Annotated in this window: 18 protein-coding genes; 9 read left to right on the forward strand and 9 right to left on the reverse strand. The window is 50.2% G+C overall.

Annotated elements, in window-relative coordinates; genetic code table 11:
• Positions 1-15: 15 nt before the first annotated feature.
• Positions 16-402, reverse strand: a complete 387-nt coding sequence (psb28, locus tag AC1S52_RS22410; protein ID WP_482031264.1) for a photosystem II reaction center protein Psb28 — start codon at positions 400-402, stop codon at positions 16-18.
• A gap of 169 nt (positions 403-571) precedes the next feature.
• Between psb28 and AC1S52_RS22415 the strand changes: the two genes are divergently transcribed.
• The 3 genes from AC1S52_RS22415 to AC1S52_RS22425 all read left to right on the forward strand — a co-directional run bounded on the left by AC1S52_RS22415 (position 572) and on the right by AC1S52_RS22425 (position 3,560).
• Positions 572-1,273 (forward strand): diacylglycerol/polyprenol kinase family protein, encoded by a 702-nt coding sequence (locus AC1S52_RS22415; protein ID WP_482031265.1) that lies wholly within the window; start codon positions 572-574, stop codon positions 1,271-1,273.
• Between the two features lie 156 nt (positions 1,274-1,429).
• On the forward strand, positions 1,430-2,032 hold the full coding sequence (locus tag AC1S52_RS22420; RefSeq protein ID WP_482031266.1) for a DUF3038 domain-containing protein: 603 nt from the start codon (positions 1,430-1,432) through the stop codon (positions 2,030-2,032).
• A gap of 142 nt (positions 2,033-2,174) precedes the next feature.
• The gene (locus tag AC1S52_RS22425) at positions 2,175-3,560 is read left to right on the forward strand and encodes a DUF4335 domain-containing protein (RefSeq protein ID WP_482031267.1); all 1,386 of its coding nucleotides are present in this window, start codon (positions 2,175-2,177) and stop codon (positions 3,558-3,560) included.
• 103 nt (positions 3,561-3,663) lie between these two features.
• Here AC1S52_RS22425 and AC1S52_RS22430 read toward each other — a convergent pair whose 3' ends face one another.
• The 3 genes from AC1S52_RS22430 to AC1S52_RS22440 form a co-directional block, all read right to left on the reverse strand.
• Positions 3,664-4,152, reverse strand: coding sequence for a ferredoxin (locus tag AC1S52_RS22430; RefSeq protein WP_482031268.1), 489 nt, complete (start codon positions 4,150-4,152; stop codon positions 3,664-3,666).
• On the reverse strand, positions 4,152-4,538 hold the full coding sequence (locus AC1S52_RS22435) for a DUF1257 domain-containing protein (protein WP_482031269.1): 387 nt from the start codon (positions 4,536-4,538) through the stop codon (positions 4,152-4,154). The genes AC1S52_RS22430 and AC1S52_RS22435 overlap by 1 nt, the downstream gene beginning before the upstream one ends.
• A 61-nt stretch (positions 4,539-4,599) precedes the next feature.
• The gene (locus tag AC1S52_RS22440; protein WP_482031270.1) at positions 4,600-4,809 is read right to left on the reverse strand and encodes a DUF2997 domain-containing protein; all 210 of its coding nucleotides are present in this window, start codon (positions 4,807-4,809) and stop codon (positions 4,600-4,602) included.
• A 370-nt stretch (positions 4,810-5,179) separates the two neighbouring features.
• Here AC1S52_RS22440 and bioU point away from each other — a divergent pair, with 370 nt between their 5' ends.
• Both bioU and AC1S52_RS22450 read left to right on the forward strand, forming a co-directional pair.
• Positions 5,180-6,214, forward strand: coding sequence for a (S)-8-amino-7-oxononanoate synthase BioU (gene bioU, locus AC1S52_RS22445; RefSeq protein WP_482031271.1), 1,035 nt, complete (start codon positions 5,180-5,182; stop codon positions 6,212-6,214).
• Positions 6,215-6,413: 199 nt separating this feature from the next.
• Positions 6,414-8,345, forward strand: a complete 1,932-nt coding sequence (locus tag AC1S52_RS22450; RefSeq protein ID WP_482031272.1) for a serine/threonine protein kinase — start codon at positions 6,414-6,416, stop codon at positions 8,343-8,345.
• Between the two features lie 137 nt (positions 8,346-8,482).
• Here AC1S52_RS22450 and AC1S52_RS22455 read toward each other — a convergent pair whose 3' ends face one another.
• Positions 8,483-9,871, reverse strand: a complete 1,389-nt coding sequence (locus AC1S52_RS22455; RefSeq protein WP_482031273.1) for a glycosyltransferase family protein — start codon at positions 9,869-9,871, stop codon at positions 8,483-8,485.
• A gap of 120 nt (positions 9,872-9,991) precedes the next feature.
• On the opposite strand from AC1S52_RS22455, the gene AC1S52_RS22460 reads away from it, so the two are divergent.
• The 3 genes from AC1S52_RS22460 to AC1S52_RS22470 all read left to right on the forward strand — a co-directional run bounded on the left by AC1S52_RS22460 (position 9,992) and on the right by AC1S52_RS22470 (position 11,371).
• Entirely contained in the window at positions 9,992-10,315 is a 324-nt protein-coding gene (locus tag AC1S52_RS22460) for a hypothetical protein (protein ID WP_482031274.1), read from the forward strand.
• Between the two features lie 10 nt (positions 10,316-10,325).
• Positions 10,326-10,820, forward strand: coding sequence for an N-acetyltransferase family protein (locus tag AC1S52_RS22465; RefSeq protein ID WP_482031275.1), 495 nt, complete (start codon positions 10,326-10,328; stop codon positions 10,818-10,820).
• Positions 10,821-11,164: 344 nt separating this feature from the next.
• Complete coding sequence (locus AC1S52_RS22470) at positions 11,165-11,371, forward strand: glycogen debranching protein (protein WP_482031276.1); 207 nt, start codon at positions 11,165-11,167, stop codon at positions 11,369-11,371.
• A gap of 155 nt (positions 11,372-11,526) precedes the next feature.
• Here the strand turns inward: AC1S52_RS22470 and ftsZ are convergent, their stop codons facing one another.
• From ftsZ to AC1S52_RS22485, 3 genes are all read right to left on the reverse strand, one after another.
• Entirely contained in the window at positions 11,527-12,621 is a 1,095-nt protein-coding gene (ftsZ, locus tag AC1S52_RS22475) for a cell division protein FtsZ (protein WP_482031277.1), read from the reverse strand.
• A gap of 412 nt (positions 12,622-13,033) precedes the next feature.
• Positions 13,034-13,912, reverse strand: coding sequence for a cell division protein FtsQ/DivIB (locus AC1S52_RS22480; RefSeq protein WP_482031278.1), 879 nt, complete (start codon positions 13,910-13,912; stop codon positions 13,034-13,036).
• Positions 13,913-14,090: 178 nt separating this feature from the next.
• Positions 14,091-14,495: a DUF4168 domain-containing protein gene (locus AC1S52_RS22485; protein ID WP_482031279.1), complete on the reverse strand. Its 405-nt coding sequence runs from the start codon at positions 14,493-14,495 to the stop codon at positions 14,091-14,093.
• Between the two features lie 164 nt (positions 14,496-14,659).
• Here AC1S52_RS22485 and AC1S52_RS22490 point away from each other — a divergent pair, with 164 nt between their 5' ends.
• Entirely contained in the window at positions 14,660-15,163 is a 504-nt protein-coding gene (locus tag AC1S52_RS22490; protein ID WP_482031281.1) for a pentapeptide repeat-containing protein, read from the forward strand.
• A 194-nt stretch (positions 15,164-15,357) separates the two neighbouring features.
• Here AC1S52_RS22490 and AC1S52_RS22495 read toward each other — a convergent pair whose 3' ends face one another.
• Positions 15,358-17,511, reverse strand: coding sequence for a cation:proton antiporter domain-containing protein (locus AC1S52_RS22495; protein ID WP_482031282.1), 2,154 nt, complete (start codon positions 17,509-17,511; stop codon positions 15,358-15,360).
• Positions 17,512-17,543 lie beyond the last annotated feature (32 nt).

A 17,543-nucleotide genomic window follows, 5' to 3' on the forward strand; every position in this document is an offset into this window, starting at 1 on the left:
GTAGAGTTCAATGCTTTACTCATCGCCTTTTGGCTCTGGTTCTCCATAGGCCATGCCATTTGCTTCAGCATAGCGGTTCATGAATCGCATGAAGCGTTCCCAGTGCTCATCCTGGTCGATGTCAAAGCGACACTCCATCCGCTCCAACTCATCTCCCTCTGGACCTCCAAAATAAAACTTTACCGACGAGGGTTCAACCTGAATTTCCCCTTCATCGTCGCTTAAGCACATCGCGTTAGAAAAGCGATTCCGAAAGCTGTTGAAATGCTCGATGGCTTTCAATTGGCGGAAGACCATCAGTACACTCCGGGCACCCGTTGAACGATTACGGCGCAAGCTAACGCCATCAAGTTCCTCCGAAAGACCCTCAAAAAATTGAATGCTGGGAACTGGGGAAGTCATAAACCAGGCACAACAACGTAGACCTTAGTATACAAAAGTTCCACCAGCTCCAAAATGGTTCTTTCCGCCATCGGGGATCACTTCAGGCGGGATAATAAAACAAGATGCATAGCGGTGAGACAACTAACTCCCCCTATGGTCTCTACTTGTACCGTGTTTATTTGCGCCGATGTCCCTCCTGTCCTGGTTTGTTGATGCGCCCCTCTGGCTCCACCTCGTTATTGCCGGAGCCTGGTTAGGTACGATTGGGCTACTGGCAGAATGGCTATACCGCCATACCTCTGCTGGCTCGGAAGTGGCGCGTAAAGTGGTTCACATTGGCACAGGTAATGTCATTTTGCTTGCCTGGTGGTTAAAAATCCCTGCCTGGGTAGGGATAGGGGCTTCCGTCGTATTTGGGGCGATCGCCTTTCTGTCTTACCAGGTACCCATTCTGCCCAGCATCAATGGGGTGGGACGCAAGAGTCTGGGTACCTTTTTCTATGCAATCAGTATTGGTATCCTGGTAGCTTGGTTTTGGACAATCCAGCAATACCACCATGCCGTTTTAGGGGTGCTGGTCATGACCTGGGGAGATGGGCTGGCGGCTCTGGTGGGTCAGCGACTAGGTAAGCATCCCTATAAAGTGTGGGGCATGTCCAAGAGTTGGGAAGGATCGCTGGCAATGTTCGTCGTCAGCTATGGGGTAAGTAGCCTGGTTTTGCTAGGAGTTTACGGGGGGCGTTGGGAGATTTGGGCAATTTCTTTTTTGGTCGCTTCTCTGGCAACGGGATTAGAAGCCTTCTCGAAGTATGGGATTGACAATCTGACTGTCCCTATCGGTAGTGCGGCACTTAGTCTATTCCTGACTCAAATTTTACTTCTGAGATAAAAATTGGGTCTTGACCTACAGTGACCCATCAGGAGGATGTTGATTTCTAAAATGTATGAAAAAATCTTTACGGAAACATATGCACGGCTTCTTTAGTCTGTTTCAAGACAGGTAACCAGTAAACCAAGCCCCGGTTTGTCTCCTATTGTTAACTTTATGACCACTACCGTGAAGTCGCCCGCGATCGCCTCAATTCAATCCCTTTCCCTGACTAACCAGCCTGATCCGAGTCAGTTAGACAATATCAAAGCCCAGCTCGACCTGGTGCTCCTGGCTTTAGAAGCGCTGGCAGGCATTGGCTCCGAAGCCATGCTTCAAGCTGCGACTGAACTGAACCTGGAATCGTTAGTGGCAGATCGGGTTTCTCTCTGGCGTTTACGCCAGTCTAGCCCCCTGCGTAAAGGACAGGGCGGACGTAAAAAACTGGATGTGGAAGAAGCACGGGCACTGGTCTTAATTTGCTGCTCCCTGGCTCGACAGCACCATGAACTGATTCGCCGTGCCGTTACCCTGCTCGAACAGATGACAGAACAAAACCGGGAACCCCATCAGTCTGCTCTGTTGGGAGACTACCTCGATAGCTTCAACAATACCTACCAGGAGCGGATGGAAGACGGTGATCATACCTCTCCGGAAGCTCTAACTCACCTTGGCTTGAAACTCCTGATCGATTTGCTGTTTTACAGCGCCAGCAACGGACCCCGCCGCCTCTGGTTGGCATTAATGGATCGGGCAAAGGAAGCAGGAGTTAGGGGTTAGAAGTGTTAGGTGTTAGGTGCCAGGTGTCAAGAACCGACTGCCCCATGACTGATCTCTTACCTTCTCCAACTCAAAACTTTTAATTCTCAACTCTCAACTCATAACTTTTCCCCCTCCCTATTCCCATTACTCGATATTGCCCATGCCTCACTCAGTTTTGCGACGATATACCCCTCCGACCTGCACCCTGGAGATCATTGGGAATCATTCGCCGCTGTCTCGCTGGATGGCGCAACCGGTTGTGAAGAACCTGCGGTTTCAACTGAGCCTGGATGACCCCAAACTATCGAAAGACGAATGGGTCACTGTAAGAGGCGATCGCGTCCAGTTAGAGGCGTTGTGTGAAGCGGTTTCCAGCTATGTACAGCATTTTCTGGAACAGTCGCCGAATCGAATTGGTGAATTGGTTTCGGTGTCCTCTAAGGCGGAGATCGCTCCGTTACCCGAAACAGCCGTTCACGATGCGGTTGGGCGATCGCCCCAGCCTAATGGGGCAGGAATTTCCCTTCAGCCCCAGGGATTGCTATCCCACAATCTACGGTTGGGTTCACTGGCAACGGAAGAAACGGGTTCGATGACTCTTCTCAGTACCTTACAACTGTTTGACCTGGCAAATGCCCTGGATGAATACGCGAGCGAGATTGTGGCATTGCCAAACCTGCAACCGGCACGAAGCGGTTGGTTAAAATCTTCCCCTGCCTGGGCACAGGTTGCAGCCATAGGTTTGGTCGTGGTAGGTCTTTCTACATCAGTGGTGAAGCTATTTGATGAGTCCAGCAGCACCCCGGAACCAGCAATCATGAGCCAGGGAGCAACTAGCCGCGATCAGACCATTGCCAACCAACTTCCTCCCACGGTGACTGAGAATGCAACCCCACCCGTGGCTTCAAAGCAATCATTGCCACCTCCCCCGACTCCAGGGGCAACGGTTCCTTCCACCCCTTCCCTGCCAACGGTAACCGTATCACCTGTGATTCCACCCAGTCCCAACGTCAATCTGGGAGAGTCCCAGCCAATAGCTCCCAGTTCGGCTCTGGAACGCCGCGATCGCTCTGAAGCTGCCGCTCAAAACTCGATTACCCTCGACGAAACGGGAGAAGGAATCGCGCTTGCGCCTGCCCCCGCATTAAAGCCTGAGCTTGGGGATAATCCAGTTGCGCGGCGATCTGCGAGTTCAGAATCTCCCGGACTAGCTAGCTCCCAAGCCCCGCGTGCGCTATCAGCCCCGGCCCAAAACAGTACTGCATTCGACACCATTCCCCAAGTAGCAGAAGTCCGCCAGTATTTCCAACAGCGCTGGACTCCCCCCGAAGGATTAACCCAGACCATTGAGTACACTCTGGTAATTAATCAAAATGGCTCCGTCCAGCAAATTCTACCCCTGGGACAAACCGCAGGTGATTACGTCGATCGCACTGGCATTCCCCTGGTTGGCGAACCGTTTGTCTCTCCCCTTAAAACCAAACCCAGTGCCAAAATCCGTCTCGTATTAAGTCCCGATGGTAAAGTCCAGACGTTTCCTGAGTAGCCTTGCTGTTGTGGATTTGTGGATTACTAAAAAGGGGCCTCTTCAAGAGACCCCTGCCATCTTTCCTTTAGTTACTAACGGATCAAACTAACTTTGATCAAACTTATTTCCGCTTCTGCTTCACCTTGAGACGGCGGTTGCGCTGCTCTCTGCTTACCAGTGCCGGATCAACCGGAAAACCCGCTACCGGAATCACCTGGTACTTGCGATCCTCTTCCAACTGCTTCAATTCGGCGTAACCAACCCAGTGAATGCAATCAACCGGACAGGTATCGATCGCTTCCTGAATTAGATCATCCGAATCTCCATCCTGGCGAACCACGCGGGAACGTCCATAGTCTGGCTCAATATAAAACGTATTACGAGCCACATGGGCACAATGCTTGCAGCCGATGCAAGTAGGTTCATCGACATAAACTCCTCGCTGCCTAAAAGCACCCCCTAACTCTGGCTCCAACCCAGTTCGCTCAGGAGCATCCCGAAGAAATCCTCCCAGCTCAGGCTCTAGCCCAGTTCGGTTCTGCTCATCAGTCAGTTCAGACGCGATCGTCGTGGTCAGTTCACCCGATCCAGGCAAGGAAGCCTCAGACATTACGCACCCCAGCGTTGCAAGACCAAACGAATGGAACCATCCTTATTTTGCTGCTCTTCAGCCACTTGAAACCCTTTCTCGGAAGTTTCGTTGAGAACCGTGTGGTAAGCATAGCGTTGAGTCACCCGGCTGAGGAAACGATCCACCGTCAAATCCTGGTTCCAGAACTGTAAATCAGCAATCAGCTCATATTCACTACCGTTCCAGCTAAAACCAACGTCGTAGCCGTTGGGCTGTTCAATCGCGACTTGAGCCGTTTGAGTCTGTCCGCGATAACCGCGCACTGAACAGGGACCTTCCTTCCAATCGACCCCCAGATCGTTTAGGGCTAATTGGAGAGAAGTGAGATTACGAATTTGGGTTTTGATTTGGCTAAAGTGTGACATGGTGGTTCTTAACAAGAGAGGATAAATTTAACAAACAGAGATGAATTAAAAACTAGAAAACTTACCACTCGCTGAACGTAGTTTGCGCAGATGCCACTGCGGTTTGGTGAGCTTCTTGGGCAAAATATTCAGAAGTCGGTTCCTGAATCAGCACCAAACCTAGCTGAGCTTCAATTGCCGCCGTCACTTCCGCACAGGAAGTACCAACGATTCCAGTTACTTTCTCCTGAACGCGACCATCAGGATAAATAATAAACTCAAGCGTTTCCATGCTTTTTACTGATATGAATTGAACAGAAGCTAAAAACCCGGCGGACTATGGTCGGAAATCGTTAAGTGACTCGAGTGCTGCCGAGAGCCACTCCACTTTTCTTACCTAACTTGATTTATTCAGTTTAACTACTCGAATCATTACGAGTTAATACTTTACAAAAAGAGTCAAACTGCTGATCACACGCTCAATTATTTGACAGTTTCGCTTAACTTCGAGCAGCCGTCAAGTTAAATCAATCGAAGGAATTTAGCTTTGTAAATCTTTATAAATCGAGTTTGCCAGGGCTTGCCTCAGCCCTGGGAGTGATTGGGTGGAAATTGGTTAGATAATATAAGGTCTGTTCAACTTGCGCATGGTAAATTTCGGTATGAATAAAGAGCACGCAACCAATCTGTCTGACCCTACTTCATCGCCTCAATCACTGCCTTTAAGGCTGGGCGTTTTGGGATTTGGTGGGCTAGGGCAGGCGGCAGCCAGAGTTTTAGCGCCGAAACAAGAAATGCAGTTGGTTGCGGCGGCGGATCGAAAAGGCTATGTTTACAGTGCTGCGGGACTAGACCCCGATACCTGCATCACGGTTTATCAAACTCAAGGTTCGCTGGGCTATCTTGACCCAGGGGGGATTTTAAGTAGCCACAGCATTGAAGAACTAATTGAGGGTGCCTCAGTCGATGGATATTTTCTGGCATTGCCCAATTTGCCTAATACCTTCATGGCATCGGTGGCGCGACAGTTTATCCAGTCGGGTTGGCGGGGTGTACTGGTTGATGCGATTAAACGAACCAGTGCGGTCGAGCAACTGTTGGGTATGGGAGAGGAACTACAAGCGGCTGGGATTACCTATATGACTGGCTGTGGGGCGACTCCTGGCTTGTTGACTGCCGCTGCGGCGCTGGCAGCCCAGAGCTACAGCGAAATTCACAGGGTTAAAATTACCTTTGGAGTGGGAATTGCAAACTGGGAAGCTTATCGGGCAACAGTGCGGGAAGACATTGGTCATCTGCCGGGTTACACAGTTGAACAGGCAAGGGCGATGACTGATGCGGAAGTAGAAGCCCTGCTAGATCAAACCAATGGACTGATTACCCTGGAAAACATGGAACATGCGGATGATGTGATGATCGAGCGGTTGGGGATTTGCCCCCGCGATCGCATCACAGTCGGCGGCGTGGTCGATACCCGCAATCCGAAAAAACCACTCAGTACGAATGTGCAGGTCACTGGGCGCACCTTTGAAGGCAAAATTTCTACCCACACCTTTACCCTGGGGGATGAAACAAGTATGGCAGCCAACGTCTGTGGTCCTGCGTTTGGCTATCTTAAAACTGGTATTGGGCTTCACCGCCGGGGCATCTATGGCATTTTTACCGCTGCCGAGGTCATGCCCCAATTTGTCCTTTAATGGGTTGTGTTGGGGGCATTGCTAATTCCAAAAATGAATGTAGAGCAGGACGAAGTGACACGAAGGCTCAATTCGTCCTGCTTTACAGCAAGACCTGCTGGGGGGTATCCCCCTACAGAAGGAAATCTGGTTTGTGAGTCATAATCGTCGGGTTAGGTGTGATATTTCCTGACATTTTACTCGCGGAAGATAGTCAAAAATGGTGCTCCCAATTGCAGTGGGGACAGTTCTGCGTCAACGGTACGTGATCCAGCAGGTTCTGGGTCAGGGGGGGTTTGGGCGCACATATCTGGCGCTTGACCAGGAACGGTTTGATGAGCCTTGCGTCATTAAAGAATTTTTGGTGCCTTATCAGGATGCCTCCCTCGTTGAAAAGTCCAAAACTCTATTCCAGCGGGAAGCCAGCATTCTCTACCAGATTCAGCATCCGCAAATCCCACGCTTTTGGGCATCATTTGAGGACGAACAACGGCTGTTTCTGGTTCAAGATTATATTCAGGGGCAAACCTACCGAAAACTGCTCAGCGATCGCAAACAACAGGGGCAGGCTTTTTCAGAAGCGGAGGTGATGCACTTCCTCAAGCATATGCTGCCTGTTCTGACCTATATCCATGATCGCGATATCGTTCACCGGGACATTACGCCCGAAAACATCATTTTGCAACCCCAGGCAGCAACAGAGCTTGTGCCGATAGAAACTCTGCCGGAAGCAGGTTTACCTGTGTTGATCGATTTTGGTGCGGTGAAGGAGGCAACCAGCCATTGGCCCCTGATGTCGGCTGCAACCCGTGTCGGTAAAGTGGGTTATGCACCACCAGAGCAATTACAAACGGGTAAAGTTTATCCCAATAGCGATCTCTATGCACTGGCAGCAACCTGTCTGGCACTCCTGACCGGACGAGAACCTCAATCCCTGCTGGATAGCCAGACCTTGACCTGGCGCTGGCAGTCCCATGCCACCATCAGTGAAGGGTTGGGTAGTTTACTCAGGAAAATGCTGGCGGTTTATCCGGGCGATCGCTTCCAGTCTGCCCGTGAAGTTTTAGCTGCGCTGCCAGCTAACCCCTCCCAACAAAGTACTTTGTTGCCGTCATCGTCTGGCGACCCTGCTCGGTACTCCCCCCCTATCTCCTTAAACACCCATCCATCAGGCAAATCGACTCAACCTGTTGTCTCCTATTCGTCTTCACTGCAACCCCCTATTTCCCCATCCCCCTTATCAGAAATAGAGTCCCCAAAACGTCCTCGCAATATCCGCAGAGGAATAGGCGGAACCATGCCGCTGGCAATGGCTGCCACCTTTTTGATTGCAATGGGAGTTGCCGTCCCGGTGGTCTGGCGCACCTGGACCAGAAACTCGAATACCAATGAAGTATGGGTTTCGGGGGCAAAGCTACCGGCATCGGAAGCCTCTCGCATCCTCGATTCTCAAGGGATTAATTCCAGTAGTTCAGCCCTTAAGTCTCCTGCCGATAGCTTATCAGGTTCCGATAGCAGCCCTGGTAAAGCCGTCAATAGTAGACCGCCTCAGCCGGTCCAGTTTCCTCCTGACAAAATCTCTACGCTAGTCCAGGGCAAGCTGGAAGGCAATGAATTGCAGCCTTATGTCCTTAAGGGAGCACAGGGTCAAATTATGACGGCTTCCCTGGAAGGAGAGGGGGTGACAATGAACCTCCTGCGTTCTAACCAGGAAGGAATTGATGAAGCCGCTTACCGAACCCAGAGTTGGACGGGGGTGCTACCAGCGGATGATCAATACCTGATTCAGGTCACGGGTTCTGGTGCCTATTCTTTGGATGTGGCAATGTCTCCCCTCTCTCGCCCAACAGAGGGACAAACGCACCGAGTCTCCTTTGCCCGTGGAACGTCGGGAACAACGGTAACTGGACGGATTGCCCCTAAACAAGTCCGGCGCTATTTAATCAGAGCGCAGCAAGGACAAATTCTGGCACTCAAAGTATTGCAGGGAAGTGTTAGCTTGAGCGCGATCGCCCCCGATGGGCAGAGAATTGGGGGCAGCACGACCAATTCTAAAGACTGGCAGGGGAGACTTCCCATGGCAGGGGATTATGTGATCGAGCTGTCTTCTCGCCAGCCAGAAGATTATGCCCTCTCCTTAGAAATTTTTTAGGATGCCGGGTATGGGTTTACGAGGGAGCAGTAAAAGGTGGAGAATAAACATCCTCTAAGGCAATTTCTAAGGAAAAGTTATAGCTGTTTTTGCGAAATCGCCTAACTCAAAACTCAAAACTTCCACCACCCGCCCCCTCACCCCAACCCCAGTTCCTGGCAAACAAGCTGCACCAGCTTTTCAGCCGCACCAGCCTGCCCTCGTACCTGACGCAGATTTGTCTGAACCTGGCGGAGCTTATCGGGATGATTGAGATAGTCCAGAGCGATCGCAGCCACCTGCTCAGGCTCTAATTTGCCAACCAGTTCCGGCACAATTTCTTCTTTTGCCCAGATATTGGGCCACGCCAACAGTTTGCCCTGCCGCAACACCAGCCAGTTAATGCCTTTAGCAAACAGTGAACCCACTCCCGGCAAATTGGCAAGCAAGCCTGGTAACCCATCCCATGCTCGCATCACATCCATCTGCTGAGTTGGCAGCAGAACAATCATGGGAACTCCCAGCGCCCCCAATTCTGCTGTATTGGCACCTACAGTCGTCAGACAGAGTGAACAACGGGACAGCACTTCATAGGCAGGAAATGGTGTCCACAACTCCACCTGCAAACCAGACCCCGTTTCCAGAAACGGCAAACCCGATGCAGAATCAGCCTCTCTGAGACTGGCTTCCGCCCAACCAAATCGACGAATGTTGGGATTGTAGAGTGGGTCTCCATACTTTGCGAGGTTTTGCAGATTGAGCGTCGGTGCAACCAGCATAACGAAGTGCAGGTCTGGACGCGCCTGATGAATTTTCTCCGCGATCGCCAGTGTCAAAGGCACACCCAACATCAACTTCATCGGTTTCGACCCAGGCAGAATCCCAATTAGAGAAGATGAAACCTTTACTCGCGCCTGGGTTGCCGGGTGTGGGGTAGACCGATTCGTTGTTCGCGGCTGGTTGTTGGTTGTGAATGGGTTTAGGGTTTTCTCTGCCCCCTCTCCTTCTCCTTCCTCCCCCCCCTCTGCGCCCCTGCCCTGCTCCTCTGCCTCCTCTCCCCCTGCCTCTGCCATTAAATCCCCCACAACCGTAAACTTGTGGGCAAGTTTTCTATCTACACGGGTAGCGGCAGCTTCATTCATGATGCCAAATCGGTCTATCCACCGATGCCAGCGGGCTTCCCACTCTGCGTATACGACCGTGCGGTAGCCCAGTCGTCTGCCAATCACCACTGGAAAGAACTGGTCACCCCCCAAAAACAGCACCACACCTTTTTGCCGCCAATCCCAATTTTCAGCCGTCTTTCCCCACAGCAAAAACTGCAAAAAATCGGCGGCTCCTTGCACACGGTCAACTTCTGGAAAACAATGGGCGATCGCCGCTTCCTGTCCACTGGCATTGGCACAGGGAGACAGGACAACGGAAATACGCACCTGGTCGCGATCGTTGCCCAACCGCTGCCGTAGGGTTTTGACAACGGGTTTTACCCAGGTTGCCAGTTCCCCAGGTCCATTGGACAAAATTAAGATGTCAATTGCACGGTTCATTGGTGTTGATCGAAGACTGAGGAGTTTACATGGCAAACCTATCAGCCACTCTCCAAATATCTGTAAACGGAGGATGATGGTCTATAACGGTCTAGTTAAGAAAACTAAGCAGCGATCGCCATGAGTATCCTATACGAAGACGACTATATTGTTTGCGATGATGATGCTTTAACGATTCACTGGTACTACTTTCCGATCGGTAGCAAGCGGATTCCCTACACGAGTATTCGTCACATTAACGAAGAATCGATCAGTTTTTGGACGGGATCAGGGCGCATCTGGGGCATGGGTTTGTCACCAGAATGGTTTCATCTCGACCCAAAACGTCCTTCTAAAACTCGCTGCATTGTGATTGACGATGGTAACTGGACTAAATCAGTGATTACACCTGACAACCACGATGGAGTCTTCCGCATCCTACAGGAAAAAACTCAAAACTACTGACCCCTTACCCATGACCCATACCAATACTCAAGTCATCCTGCGTTCAGCAACCCAAACTGATATTCCGGCTCTATTTCGGTTGGTAAAAGCACTGGCAGAGTACGAAAAGCTTACCCATGCTGTGACAGGCAATGAGGAACTATTGAAAGAACATCTTTTTGGTTCCCGTCCTTATGCAGAAGCCATTTTGGCAGAGTATGGGAAAGAACCAGCCGGATTTGCCTTATTTTTCTACAACTATTCTACTTTTCTGACCAAGCCAGGAATTTACCTGGAAGACCTGTTTGTATTGCCTGAGTTTCGGCGGCGGGGAATTGGCAAAAGCTTACTATCTTATCTGGCACAGCGGGCAATGGCTGAAGGCTGTGGAAGACTGGAGTGGAGCGTACTGGACTGGAATGAACCTGCTATTTCCTTTTACGAACGAATGGGGGCTGATATACTCCCAGACTGGCGAACCTGTCGAGTAACAGGGAGCGCTTTAGCTGAACTTGTAAATCAGTAATCGAGCACTCATCGCATCAATGCGGACTGATGGGCGAGCCATTGAACGAGCAGTCCCTAAATGTTCTACGGATTTCACGTTTGTAGGCAATTTCTATGGCTTATTGAGCTAGAAAAACGGTGTCATACCAGTTCAATATGAGTTAGCACTTAACAAGGGGCTTAAGCCCCTTGTCTATCAAGCTTTCTTCTGTGCAGCTTCAAAAAGAATTGGTATAACCCTAATAACGACAGCTAAAAGTTTCTGAAAAGTCCCTTAAGAATTTTCGTTGATTTCAGGACAGCACTATGCTGAAAGTTACTGCAACGCTTTGCTTGAACGGTTGAACTATCGAAAGGGGCACCATGTTGATCTGGGTGAATGAACAATTGGATCCATCGGGAATTCTCTATTCCTGCATTGCCTGCTGCGATGAAGAGATGGCACAAGAATGCCACCAATCATTTCAGGAAAGATTAACTGAACAACAACGAACCGATGGTTGGATCGCCCGCCTGCGAACAGTCCAGTCCTGGGATGAAGTCCCAGCCAACGCGCTCAAGCTGGACTGAATAGCAACAAGGGGGGGCTGAAGCCCCTTTTCCTGACAGATATGGCTATAGCTATAAGAAAGAAAAAACCAGAGCTGAAAAGGATAGGTTAGTCCACGCTAATCTATCCTAAAAGAGTGATAAGTATTTTTTATCTGGGAATCTCCTGGCAACCCTTAACGAGGTGGACGCCGCCGCTGGAGGAATTCTGGAATATCCAGCCCAGGAGGTCTTCCTTTAGGTTCAGGGGTGGGAGAAGGGGGCGGAGGAGAGCCTACGGGAGGTGGGGCAACTCGACGCATACTCGTCGGCTTGGAAAGACTGGATGGACGGACATCGCCTGTAAATCCTGTAGCAATCACTGTAATCCGAATTTCACCCTGCAAGCGCTCATCCAATACCGCGCCGAAGATAATGTTGGCTTCGGGATCGACGACTTCATAAATAATTTCTGCGGCAGCATTCACCTCATGCAGCGTCAGATCGTGACCTCCGGTAATATTGAAAACCACTCCCCTGGCTCCCTCAATGGAAGACTCTAGCAGGGGAGACGAGATCGATGCCATTGCCGCTTCCCTTGCCCTGGATTTGCCTGAGCCAACACCAATCCCCATTAAGGCTGAACCAGCATCTGCCATGACAGCCCGGACATCCGCAAAGTCAACATTCACTAAACCAGGTACAGTGATGATATCTGAAATACCCTGAACTCCCTGGCGCAGAATATCATCGGCAACCCTAAACGCTTCCTGTACAGGGGTTTGCTCCGAAATTACCGACAACAGCTTGTCGTTCGGAATGATGATCAGAGTATCGACCCGGCTCTGTAAGGCAGCAATCCCTTCCTCTGCCTGACTGGTGCGCCGCCTACCTTCAAAATTAAATGGACGGGTTACTACGCCAACCGTCAATGCCCCAATTTCCTTGGCAATTTCTGCCACAATGGGAGCCGCCCCTGTACCGGTACCGCCACCCATACCAGCGGTAATAAATACCAGATCAGCGTTTTCCAGGGCGTTTGCAATTTCATCCCGTGATTCTTCTGCTGCCTTCTGTCCGATCGCCGGATTACCACCCGCACCCAGACCGCGCGTCAACTTTTGTCCCATTTGCAGCCGGTGAGGAGCTGAAGCATGGGTCAATGCCTGGGCATCGGTATTGATTGACCAGAACTCGACCCCTGACACTTCACTCGCAATCATGCGGTTGACTGCATTACCGCCGCCACCACCCACACCAATGACCTTAATCTTGGCTACGCTACTTGGCACAATTTCACCACTCCTTGATTCTTCCCCAGGCATACCTTTTGTACTTGAAGATTGACTTAAGTGTAGTCCGGAGTTGCCAAAGGGATTAGAAGCGTTCATTGCTGTTGAAAATTCAGATTGTTCTTCTGGGTGGGAGCCGTCGTGGGCGTGGTCTAAATTATTATTAAGCGTCATGGAATAGGAGCCAAGTTTACTATTAAGCGTCATAAGTATTCAAGTGTCGCCAGAATTGGAATTGGGTATTTCGACCTTATCAACCCTAGACCTTGTCAACTATAGGGTAAGTTTTTCAAAAAACCAACATTAACGCCAGATTTGCAACAGCTTGAAACGTCTATTTCAATCTGACTAATCGAAGCAATTGAATTAAACCCGCCTAGTGTCGGCTTTTAATGTTCTCATACTGGTAAAGCTATGGAGTGTCTGATTTTACCGGGTCTTTAGATTGAGTCATTTGGGCGATTGGAGCATCTGGATCGCGTAAATCAATGTAAGCGATTTGACTAAAACTTGGGTGGGACTTGAGTTTTCGCATTTGGTCTAAGACGCTGAGTTGATGGGTGAATTGAGGATCGTAGGAACCGAGATGCACAATCCCCAGATCCGTTTTGAGAATTAAATTCGTAGGATCTCGCCAGTCAATCTCAGAAATTTTGACTGGACTGTTGCTGACCTCCTGATAAAATTTTGACCAATAGGGACGATACTGCTGAAAATTACCAATAATCTTTAGAGAGGGCATTTTCAAGGATTGATCTAGCGAGGTATAAAGCTCTAAGGGGATCCACAGCCCTTTTTCATCGAGCAAACCTGCTGTTGGTGCAGCGCCCTTAGCTTTTGTGCTTTGAGGGGTGGGGGTATTCTGGGCCACCAAACGGGGATCAGGGACAGATTGAACCGCGATCGCCACCGGAAACCGTTCCTTCACCTGAATCACTAGACCGGGGGGAAATAGCCGCCGATTGATTGCCACGTCTGCGATCGGTGCCTTTACCTTCAATGTATCAACTATCTGCTGGGGTTCCACCCGCAGTAGAGACTGAGGATAGGGAATTGGCAACAGTGCCTGAATCGTTTGCGCTGGTAGGTAATGATTTCCCTCAATAGTGACCTGTTCTGGACGACGAATCACCCAGGCTGGTAAGCTGGCAACCCAAAACAAACCACCTGCCAAGCCACTTACTGCCAGCAGTCTCCAAACCGTTTGAAAAAACCTGACTCGTCGGCGAAAGCGGAGCTTTTGCCGACGTTGAGCTAACTCTGTGCGCGAAACCGACACGATACTAGTCATCCAGGCTTCTCAATTTATGCTGTAAGTCTATCGGATAGCTACTTAACATACCTGACTTTTAACGAAGTGTCTCAGGTATCAGCGGAACTTATGCTGCTCCCGGTTGCTGGGCTTTAGCCATTTGTTTTAGGATTTCAACTCTTCACTCTCAATTCTTCACTCAACTCTCAACTCCCCCTCAGCTAGTTGCCTCCTGAAGTTGAATAGCAATACGTTCCCCAAACTCAGGATCCGTATTTGCCAAACCCAGCAGTTGTAGATACTCCTGGTGAGTTAAACCAGCTTCTTCAATAATTGCCAGGGCTTCTGCCTCAATTTCCTGCTCAATTCGGAGGGATTCTGACTCAGTTTCTGCTCCCTGAAGTTGACCTTCTCTTCGCTCAATCAGAGCCACAACCTGTAAACAGGCATGGACAAACTGGCTCACCTTCTCCGATGGAATATTGTTGGGATCAAGCCCTGAACGATTGATCACTAACTGTTCTGCAACTGAACCTGAACCATTTGTCGAAGTGAGTGATTCCTGTGCCAGACTGGTTGCTGACTGACCAGGAATCAACCACAGTAACAGTACCACCAACATTAGTATGCAAGCCTTCCGGCAAGTAATAAACACTTGTGACAGCATGGGAAGAGATGGAGAAAGGGTTAGAGGGGTGTTGAGAGTTTTGAGTTGAGAGTTTTGAGTTGGAAGGCGAAAACTCCTCACTTCACTCCTGATACCTATTATCTAAAAGTCCTAGCACTGTGAAGCCAAGAATTTTCATTATTTTGGGGTTGGTGGTTGTAGCGGGTGTGGTGCTTTCGCAGCAGCGTGAGGTTCGTGTGCTTTGGCTGCTGACCATGAAGGAATGCCGAGCTTGTGATTTGAGGGGGGCGGATCTGGCTGGGAAGGATTTGCAAGGAGTGCATCTTCAGGGCGCAAATTTGAGTCAGGCAAAGCTTAGTGAGTCAAATCTAGAAGGATGTAATTTAGCGGATGCCGTGTTGTCGCAGGCTGATCTAAGTTTGGCTAATTTAGTCAATTCAAATCTCCAGAACGCTGATTTAAGGGAAGCAAATTTAAGTGGCGCGGGTTTGATGCAGGCAAATTTGCGGCAGGCTGATTTGAAGCGAAGCACGCTGATATTTGCTGAACTGACAGGCGCAGACTTGAGGGGGGCAGATTTGCGGCAGGCTGAGATCCACGGTGCAACCTGGGTGCAATCCCAGTTGATGGGAGCAATGATGCCAGATGGGCAGGTTCGTTGACTCAAGCTATCGGCACTAGTGTTGTAAACACTAAATTTTGCAACATGGGGGTTTGGGGGATTCGCCCCCAAGAAGGGGTTCCACCCCTTCACCCCTTACAAAACCTTCGTTTTGCTGTACTAGTGTTCTTTTAGGGCGGAGTTCGGAGTACGAAGTAGGTCAGCGTATCTAAATGTCCGCCTGTGGGTCCCAGGTTAGCCAGGCGATCGCCGTATCCGCATCGCTTTTGTTTTATTAATACTGAGTAGGCTGGGAGTTAGCCCTGTGTAAGGTTCACCCAGCATGATGATTGAGCAGGTTAATCGTTCAGCAATTTGGCTGGTAACGTCGCTGACCGCCAGTCCACCTGCACTGGTGCGACGATGGGAAGAACATAGGATGACCAGATCGTGGTCATTGGCAGCGGTGGCTATCGCCCTTACCACATCATCATCAGTCTGAATCTCAATCTGTGGCATCGAGTTTGGCGACACCTTGCTTGCCATTAGTTCCAATTGAGACTTTGTCCAGGCAATTTTTGGGTCGCCAACACGACTAGTCAATCGGTTAGATGCCATCGGATCAAAGACGTGCAGCAAGGTGACCTTTGCCTGAATTGCCTCTGCTAATACATGAGCAAACCTCGTCACCCAGAGCGATCGCGGTGTCAGATTCTCCAACGGCACCAAGATACGCTGCACAGTGGTGGGAGACTCGAGTAACCGGGAAATGGCAACCGGACAATGGGATCCCCAGAGCACGCTGTCAATGACGTTGCCAAATAATCGAGCTTGCAGCCCTGTCCGCCGCCCCCAACCCATAACTACCAGGCTGGCATTTTGCTCTCGGCTGGCACGGTTAATTCCCTGGGCAATGCTGTCATCAATCCGAATCAAGGGTTCGGCTTCAACGCCCACCTCCCGGCTTAACTCTACTGCAACTGCCAGAAGTGACTGGCTTCGTCTCAAAGCCGTCGTAATTTGAGCATCATTCATGTGCGTATGCCCGGAAGCAACCGATAGGGGCACAATTCGCCCAGGATAGTTGCGCACCAAAAGGGCTGCCAGTTCGATTAAGTAGCGTTCCGTTTTTGGATTATGAACAGGCACTACGACCGTAAAAAAGCGCTCTTCTGCCTCATCCCAGTTAAGGGAACCCACTATGCCCTCTGGGTCCAACTCTGGTTCCACCGTTAATTCTGGCGCATAGCGGGAAGTGATAATGGGACCCAGCGTCGAGGTCACCAGCATTAAGACAATCACACTGTTGAGAATATCTTCAGTCAGGAGGTTTGCTCGATAACCAACCAGAGTGGCAGCTAAAGTCGCGGCGACCTGTGGCATGGATAGGGACCACATCACCAGCATTTCTCGCCGACTGTAGCGGTAAGCCAATGCCGCTAAAAAGGCTGCCACAAACTTACTAAAAATTAACCCCAGAACGACTGTCAAGGTTAGCCCCAGGGTTTGTAGAGTAGTCAGGCTGCGGATAAAGACTGGAACATTGATCAGCAAGCCCATGTTCACAAAGAAGATGGGAATAAACAGCACACTGCCAACGAACATCACCTTTTCTTTAACTGCCCCATGCCCTAAAGCCCCGTTGACTGCCAACCCTGCTAGAAACGCGCCGACAATTTTCTCGATGCCAATCATTTGTGCTCCCACAGCCGCTAAAAACACTACCAGCAGCACAAATAGGAACTGATTGCCCTCCTGATCTCCAGAGCGGCGGAAAAACTCGCGTCCAGCGCGATCGAACCCAAACAGCACAACTGCGGTATAAATCACCAGTGACCCAACCAGGCTGACCAGCTTTAGTAGGCTAAAATCTCCAGCATGAATACCCATGCAAACTGCCAGCACCAACAGCGCACCAATATCTGTAAAAATCGTTGCCCCAATGGTGACGGTAACCGCTTCATTTCCCACCACCCCCAACCGGCTCACAATTGGGTAAGCTAACAGTGTGTGCGAGGCAAACAACGATCCGATTAGGATAGACCCATTCCAACCGAAGCCAAATGCTCGCCCTACAATAGTTCCGATAATCAGGGGAACGATAAATGTCAGGCTCCCAAATCCAGCAGAGCGATGTTTGGTCTTGTTGAACTGTTCCAGGTCAATTTCCAACCCTGCAACAAACATCAGGTAAACCAACCCAATGTCCGAGAGCAGTTTCATTGCCTGAGACTTTTCTTGCAGCCAACCCAGACCATTGGGACCGAGAATAACCCCAGCAACCAGCAACCCGACCAGCCCTGGCAGACGTATCCGCTCAAACAGAGGTGGGACAAATAAAATGACACCTAGAAGAACCGCAAAAGGAGCCAGCGGCTCTTGCTGGAGAACGTGCAGGATGGGTTCCATAAAAAAGGATGGGAAATAAGGTAGAGAGGTAG

This window comes from Kovacikia sp. CALU 1929, from assembly GCF_056784235.1.